The 705-nt window shown below is 47.4% G+C and carries 1 protein-coding gene; it reads left to right on the forward strand.

From position 1 onward, the window contains the following. Positions 1-705, forward strand: a 705-nt coding sequence (locus tag KIV40_RS32540; RefSeq protein WP_285353492.1) for a TonB-dependent receptor domain-containing protein, incomplete at both ends; no start/stop codon positions are given.

Consider the following 705-nt stretch of genomic DNA (forward strand, 5'->3'; position numbering starts at 1 on the left):
ACTTCGTTGGCTACCAACAGCAAAAGCAAATCGCAGCAGGTAACGGAAACAGCGCAGATGCCGTTCCTGGCGGTGAAACAGATTACAGTGTTGGTCTATTCAACTTAGGTACGGTTTATCACCTAAACAGTGATTCACAAGTTTGGGCCAACTTCTCACAAGGTTTCGATTTAGCCGATCCGGCAAAATACTACGGTCAAGGCAACTACACCTTAGTGGGCGATCACTGGACACTTAATGACAGCATCAATGTGAATGACTCTAAGATGTCTGGCATCAAGACCAACAGCTTTGAACTTGGCTACCGCTTAGACACTAGCGACCTAAGCCTGCAATCTGCGGCTTACTACTCTCAGTCTGACAAGAATGTTAAGTACAACAAAAACACGCTGCTGATCGAAGAGATCGACGACAAGAAACGTGTTTATGGTCTAGAGGCGCTTGCGTCTTACTGGGTACATGAAAACATTCAGCTAGGTGCATCGGGCCACTACGTTGTCTCAGAGGTGAAAGGCGATGATGGTTGGGAAGACCAATCAGCAGGTGAAGCGAGCACATCAAAAGCCAGTGCATGGGCGGGCTGGTACGATGCTGACCTATCTCTGAAAGTTCAGAGCCAAACCATGTTTGACTACGAAGATGACAGCGATAACAAGCTCAATGGTTACACTGTCTTCGACCTTGTGGGTACTTACCAACTTCCAG

This window comes from Vibrio sp. D173a, from assembly GCF_030248475.1.